Consider the following 6,092-nt stretch of genomic DNA (forward strand, 5'->3'; position numbering starts at 1 on the left):
GCGGCGACCGGCTCGCCGCCGTCGCCGCCGCCTGGCCCGACCCGCGGCTGCGCCCGGCCGTCGCCGCCGACCTGCGCGACGCCGTCGCCCTCGGCGGGCCCACCCGCGGCCGCGCCCTCGCCCACCTGCTCGCCCTCGGCGCCGGCGACGCCACCCGCCAGTTGGCCCGGGCCCTCCTCGACAGCGGCGACGAGGCCGCCGGGAGCCTCGCCCTCGCCGCCGCCCTCGCGGGCCTGCCCGCCGCCGACCCGACCACCGACCGCGAGCTCGCCACCGCCGCGCTCCGCGCCGTCATCCGGGCCGACGGTTTCGGGCGGCACGGCGGCAGGTACGACCCGAGCGCCGAACAGTTCTTCCACGAAGCGCTGGTGAAGCGCGCCGATCCGCTCGTCGTCGCGGACCTGCCCCGCCCGCGCCGCGCCGAGCACTTCGGCGAGCGCGCTGCGGAGAGGGTGTCCCACCTCACCGCCGCCGACCGCCCTGGCACGCTCCCCGTCCTCGACGCCGTCCGGCTCGACTCGGGCGCGGTCCTGGTTGCCTGCGGCCACGCGGGCGTGCGGCTGATCGGCCCCGACGGCCGCACCCGCGCCCGCTGGGACGTGCCCACCGACCAGCTCGTCGTCGCCGACCACGGCGGCGTGGCGCTCCTGGTCGCCCGCTACGGCGAGGTCCACGAGATCGTCCGCCTCGACCTCGCCACGCGCACCCTCCGCCCGTGGACCACCCTGCGGGCGCGCCGGATCGTCCCGTCCTTCGACGGCCGGCACCTGGTCACGGTGGACGACGTCGGCATCACCGTCCTCGACACCCACACGCCGCGCCCCACCGCCGTCTGGCGCGAACTCGGTCACGGAGAAAAGCTGTTGAGCCCCGTCGTGCGCTCGGCGAACAGCCTCGCCGCACTGGTGCGGACCCGCCCCGAGGGCCGTACTCCGGGCACGGCCGAACTCTGGCGCTGGGACCTGCCCGGCTGGGGGCTGCGCCGCCTCCCCGGACCGGACGAGGACGCCCCGGTCGCGCCGCAGCCGCTCACCAGCGGCCGTCTGCTGAGCGTCCGGCCGGGTGCGCTCCACTGGACGGGCGAGACCGGCTCGTCGTCCCTGGAGGTGGACGGGGAGGGGGAGTTGCACACCGACGGCCTGTGGTGGGCGTACGCCACCCCGGATGCGGAGGGCATCCGCGTCCGCGCCGGCGTCGGCACGAAGCCCGCCTTCACGGCCGTCTTCCCGGGCGCGTCCGGCACTTCGCTGGGCGTCCGCCAGCACGCCGGCACGGTCACCCTGTGGCACCGCAGCGGTCGCGTCCTGGCCGCCACCCCCGACGGCACCCTGCTCGCCGCCCTGCGCGTGACGACGTCCTGAAGTCGGGTGCCGGGCCTGCGGATCCGTCCTTTTTCGGCCCACGCCGAAGGACGGTGACAGTGTCGCCGCACCGTCGGCAGGATGGGTGCACCGGGGCGGGGCCGCGCCGGTCGGAGACCGACGGGGGTGGTTTCCGGCCGCCGCCGCCCCGGTCGACGCTCAGCCGGTCAGCCGGTCAACTCGCGCCTGCGGCAAGGAGGGTGAGACCGGCGGCCGTGGGGGAGTGGATCGCCGTCGTGCGGTCCCGCAGGGTCGAGATGAGGCCGGCCGCCCGGAGCACCGTCGCGTGCTCGCTCGCGCTGGCCGCCGAGATCCGGACGGCGGAGGCGATCGCGCCCGTCGAACAGCCGTCCTGCTCCGCGATGGTGAGCAGGACGGCCGCACGAGTCCGGCCCAGCAACGCGGCCAGCGCCGCGCCCGTCTGCGCCGACGGTGCGGGCGTTCCGCTCAACGGCCTTACGGCGGCAGGCTGGTGGGCCGGGTAGAGCAGCACGGGTTGCGGCTCCCCCTCCGGGAACACCACGGCCGCCCCCGTGACGTACGCCGAGGGCACCAGCAGCAGCCCCCGACCGGCGAGGTGCACGTCCTCGTCCAGCCCGGAGAACATCCTGATGCTCAACACCGGTGCCTCCCAACGGATCCGGGCCGGCAACAACCGGTTGAACAGCTGCTGGACCCCACCCTCCAGCAGGTCGCGCCCGCGGACCGCCCGGTCGGCGGACAGCAGGTCCTCCGCCGAAGCCCGGTACGGCGTGAGCAGCACGTCGTGGACGTGGCCCAGCGCCCCGACCAGCCGGTCCAGCAACTCGCGGTCCTCACCCAGCGCCCGGGCCCAGCCGGGCAGTACGCGCGTGGCCGCCACCTCGGCGAGGTCCTCCCGGATCCGCCGGGCCGGCGTGGCCGCGACGGCCTCCAGCAGCTCCGCCGCACTCCGGGTGCCCGTCGGGTTGAGGAACCCCGGCGACAGCCCGTGCGACGGCACCAGGTCCAGCACCATCCGCGCCTCCGGCCCCAGCCGGCCCAGGACCTCACGCCGCCAGGCCCCGAACCGGACCTCCTGGCCACGATCCTGCAGGACGCGCAGGGCGGCGTTGAGCTCGACCATCGGAGCCACACTCCCCGCCACGCGCGTCCGGGCCAGGTCCTCGCCCGTGAAGTGGAACCGAAACGGCATCCCGCCCCCCTCCCGAACCGGCCGACCGCCACAGGGCGTTCATGATGCCAGCGCATGCGGACGTTGAGGACCGCCAGGGCTCCTGTCAACGCTACATTCGGGCCACGGCCTCGGCGCTCATGCAGTCGTCTTCTGGGACAACCTCGCGGTCCCGTCGACCGCGAAGCCGTCCTGGCCGTGCTCGCGGGCGCCCCACTCACCCGGCGGACGGTCGAGGCCCTGTCGGCCACCGCGAACTTCGCCACCGTCGCCGCGCAGGCCCGGAAGCTGGGCTACGCCGTCAACGAGGTCTGACCGCCGTGCCGCCTCCTCAGCGCATCCAGGCGGGCGACTCGATGCCCCAGAATTCGTTCCAGGCGCGGGAGTAGGCTCGGGATTCCGGTCCCACGGCGGGCCAGACCGATTCGAGGTCGAATCCCTCATCCCAGGCGTTCAGCAGCGACTCGAAGAATCCCGTGGCGACGGCCGTGCCGTCCGCCTCATCGCCGTGGGTCAGGATGTCCTCCAGGAGACGGAAGAGCAGGTTGGTCTGCCCCGGGGTGAACTCGGCCGAGTGGTTGGCGAAGTCGGTGGCCAGACTGCCGAGCCGAAGAATCACCGGGGGCACGTCGTTCGGGTCGTCCTCCGGGTCGCCGTCCGCCGCGTCGTTGTCCCCCGCGTCGCCGTCCGCCGAAAGCTCCCGCCAACTGTCGACGTAGGCCTGGTCGGCGGCCGCCAGTATGGCGCTGACCCCGACCAGTTCGTCCCACCACGGTGGTGTCGCCACCGGTGACCTCCCCTGCCCACACGAAACTTCGTGGGCGCATCGTATCCGTGCGGGCCACGGGCCTCTACAGAATTTCCTGGGTCGCCTCCAGGCGCTGGATCGCGGTGCGGACGGCGGTCGCGAACGTCCAGAAGAGCGGCAGGGTGTTGGCGGCGCGGTCGGCGCGGGTGTTCTTGCCGGGGGCGAACATCGCGGCGCGCAGGTCGGTGGTGATCTCCAGCTGGGCGCCCATGGCGAGCATGCTGCGGTTGCAGATGTTCTCCGGGGAGATGCCCGCGATCTCCTCCTCGCCCGAGGCCGTCACCGCGCGGATGCCGGCCGCGGCGAACTCGGCCACGAGGAACTGGCGGAAGGTCGCGTTGAGCCCGCCGACGAGCACCGCCCGGGCGCCCGCCTCCAGGCCGGCCTGGGCGGGGGTGCAGCCGTGCAGGGACAGCACGTTGAGGCTGCCGGCGCACATCGCGCGGGCCACCGTGTCGTCGCAGTGGGTCGAAGTGACGTGCAGCGCGCTGTTGTTGGACGAGCGCAGGCCCTCGAACATCCAGAAGTCGTGCACCGGCCCGGCGGCCGGCGTGGGGGCGAGGTCGGCCGGGTGGTATCCGGCGACGGCCAGGCACAGTTCGGAGGTGCCGCCCTCGATGCCGCCGCCGTGCGGGGCGATGACGGTGGTGCGGATGAAGGGCGTGGTGGCGGCGGGGTTCTGGTCGTCGATCAGGTGGCGGCGGTGGCGGCGCCCGTAGTCGATGCCCTTGACCAGGCTTTTGTCCCGGTAGAGCGCGGTGTTGGAGGGGTAGAGGTCGGCGGCGTGCGCGGGGGTGGCGCGCAGGACGGTGCCGAGGGAGGCGAGGGCCGGGGCGGTTGCGAGTGCGGCGATCAGCGTGCGGCGGTTCATCACGGCTGAGGATCATGACAGGAAGTCGGGGGTGCGGCAAATCAATCGCATGAATTGATCGATGGGTGGGGGATGGCATGGCGATCCGTTATGGAATTGTCATTCGGATTGACTGGAAGGACCTTGCGGGAGTGAGAGATTGTCATCTGACTTTACTCAAGCCTTACCTGTCAATGCTCATCTCTTGAGAGAGTCTGGATGTCACGATGGTCTCCGGCCTCGTCCGCCTTCGGCGGCGGGGCCTTCTCCACGCGTCGGGTGCGCCCTGTGGCGGCGCTCCTGACGCTCGGCCTGCTCGTGCAGGCCGGGGTGACAGCCGGCGCTGCTGTGGCCGGCCCGGCCGTCCCTGGACGGACGGCAGGCCGCGCTGCATGATCGTCCGATGACCACTCCAGAGATCGTCGTCGAACGTCAGCTCGCCGCCTACAACAGCCATGACCTGGACGCCTTCCTGGCGACGTACGCCCCCGACGTCACCGTCAACCGCCGTGACGGCAGCCACCTCGACGGGCGCGAAGCGCTGCGGGAGGTGTACGCGGGCATGTTCGCGAAGGCGCAGTGCCGGGCCGAGATCGTCGGGCGGCTCACCGAGGGGGAGTGGGTGGTGGACCACGAGATCGCCCACGGCATCAGGGACGAACCGGTCCGGGTGCTCGTCGGCTACCGGGTCCGCGAGGGCCTGATCGACCGGGTGGACTTCCTCGGGTGAGAGCCGCCGAGGGGCAGCCTTCGTAGGGGCGAGCCGAGCTGCCAACTCCTCGTCCACGGCGGCGCGTTGGATCCAGATCCCCGCGAGCGATTCCGCGCACAGTGCCACCGGCCCCGGAGGCTCGCGATCAGCGCCGCTTCCTGTGAGCCGGATGCACGCCGCTCAGTGCTCCTCCGCCCGGCCGCCGACGAGCGAGGTGGCCGTCCGTGCCACCTGCTCGAAGGGGGCGAGGTCGCCCGCCGCCCGGCACAGTACGTGCGCGCCCTGCAGCAGCGTGATCAGCGTCGCGGCCAGGCCGCCGGCGGCGTCGGGGTCGAGCCCGGCGGCGGACAGCCGCTCGGCGAGGCGGTCCGCCCACGCCGTGAACGCCGTCGAGGCGATCCGGCGCAGCGATGCGTCGTCGTCCGCCGAGCCCGTTCCGATGGTGACGGCCGCGACGGCGCACCCGCTGCCTGCCGCCGAGTCCGCGACCACCGGCCTGACCAGGTCGAAGAAGGCCTCGACGACCTCCAGCGGGCTCCCTGCGGGCAGCGCGGCGAGGTGGGCGCTGACGTCGCGGGCGTTGCGCTCCGCGGCCTCGGCGACGAGTTGCGCCTTGCCGGCGGGGAAGTGGTGGTAGATCGCGCCGCGCGCGGCGCCGCTGGCGGCGAGGACGTCGGTGAACGACATGCCCGCCACGCCCCGGTGCTGGAGCGCCGTGACGGTCGCCTCGATCATGCGCTCGCGGGTGTCGCCGGCCAACGCCGCCTCCTCCGGTCCGTGGGGCCCGGTCGGTGGGTCCCCCTTGACTAGGACGCCCATCCTACTCGAAGCTGGACTAGCTAGGACGTACGTACTAGCGCGACCGACCGACCCTTCAGGTCCAAGGAGACAGCCATGCCCATCACCGTGACCGCACCCCGTGGCGTCCTCACCCCCGCCGGCGAGCGCGAGATCCTGCCGCAGCTGACCGCCGCCCTGACCGAGGCCTCCGGCCTGGCCGCGAACCCCGGCTTCCTGTCGATGGTGGGCGGCACCGTCCACGTCCTCGACCCCGAGCACGTCTACGCGGGCGGCGTGAACCGCCCGGTGGTCATGGTCGAGCTGAAGCTGCCCGACATCGGACTTCCGACCGCGGAGTCCCGGGCCGCCTTCATCCGGGCCGCGACGAGGAGCCTCCGGCGGACGAGGATCGGATCACCTGAGCGAGA

7 protein-coding genes are annotated in these 6,092 nt (G+C 73.4%); 3 read left to right on the forward strand and 4 right to left on the reverse strand.

The features are described 5' to 3' along the window. Positions 1-1,361, forward strand: a 1,361-nt coding sequence (locus AB0O00_RS27005) for a hypothetical protein (RefSeq protein WP_363655995.1), incomplete at its 5' end; no start/stop codon positions are given. A gap of 175 nt (positions 1,362-1,536) precedes the next feature. On the opposite strand, the gene AB0O00_RS27010 is transcribed toward AB0O00_RS27005, so the two are convergent. The 3 genes from AB0O00_RS27010 to AB0O00_RS27020 form a co-directional block, all read right to left on the reverse strand. Beyond that, complete coding sequence (locus tag AB0O00_RS27010; protein ID WP_363655997.1) at positions 1,537-2,466, reverse strand: winged helix-turn-helix domain-containing protein; 930 nt, start codon at positions 2,464-2,466, stop codon at positions 1,537-1,539. 379 nt (positions 2,467-2,845) lie between these two features. Then, entirely contained in the window at positions 2,846-3,301 is a 456-nt protein-coding gene (locus AB0O00_RS27015; RefSeq protein WP_363655999.1) for a hypothetical protein, read from the reverse strand. A gap of 64 nt (positions 3,302-3,365) precedes the next feature. Next, positions 3,366-4,193, reverse strand: coding sequence for a poly-gamma-glutamate hydrolase family protein (locus tag AB0O00_RS27020; protein ID WP_363656001.1), 828 nt, complete (start codon positions 4,191-4,193; stop codon positions 3,366-3,368). Between the two features lie 382 nt (positions 4,194-4,575). Between AB0O00_RS27020 and AB0O00_RS27025 the strand changes: the two genes are divergently transcribed. Then, the gene (locus tag AB0O00_RS27025) at positions 4,576-4,902 is read left to right on the forward strand and encodes an SgcJ/EcaC family oxidoreductase (protein ID WP_363656003.1); all 327 of its coding nucleotides are present in this window, start codon (positions 4,576-4,578) and stop codon (positions 4,900-4,902) included. A 162-nt stretch (positions 4,903-5,064) separates the two neighbouring features. Here the strand turns inward: AB0O00_RS27025 and AB0O00_RS27030 are convergent, their stop codons facing one another. Beyond that, positions 5,065-5,643: a TetR family transcriptional regulator gene (locus tag AB0O00_RS27030; RefSeq protein WP_363656005.1), complete on the reverse strand. Its 579-nt coding sequence runs from the start codon at positions 5,641-5,643 to the stop codon at positions 5,065-5,067. Between the two features lie 135 nt (positions 5,644-5,778). On the opposite strand from AB0O00_RS27030, the gene AB0O00_RS27035 reads away from it, so the two are divergent. Next, positions 5,779-6,092 (forward strand): hypothetical protein (locus tag AB0O00_RS27035; protein WP_363656007.1); only part of this gene is annotated, 314 nt, incomplete at its 3' end.

The sequence above is a fragment of the Kitasatospora sp. NPDC093558 genome (genome assembly GCF_040683475.1).
In the GTDB taxonomy this organism is placed as follows: Bacteria; Actinomycetota; Actinomycetes; order Streptomycetales; family Streptomycetaceae; genus Kitasatospora.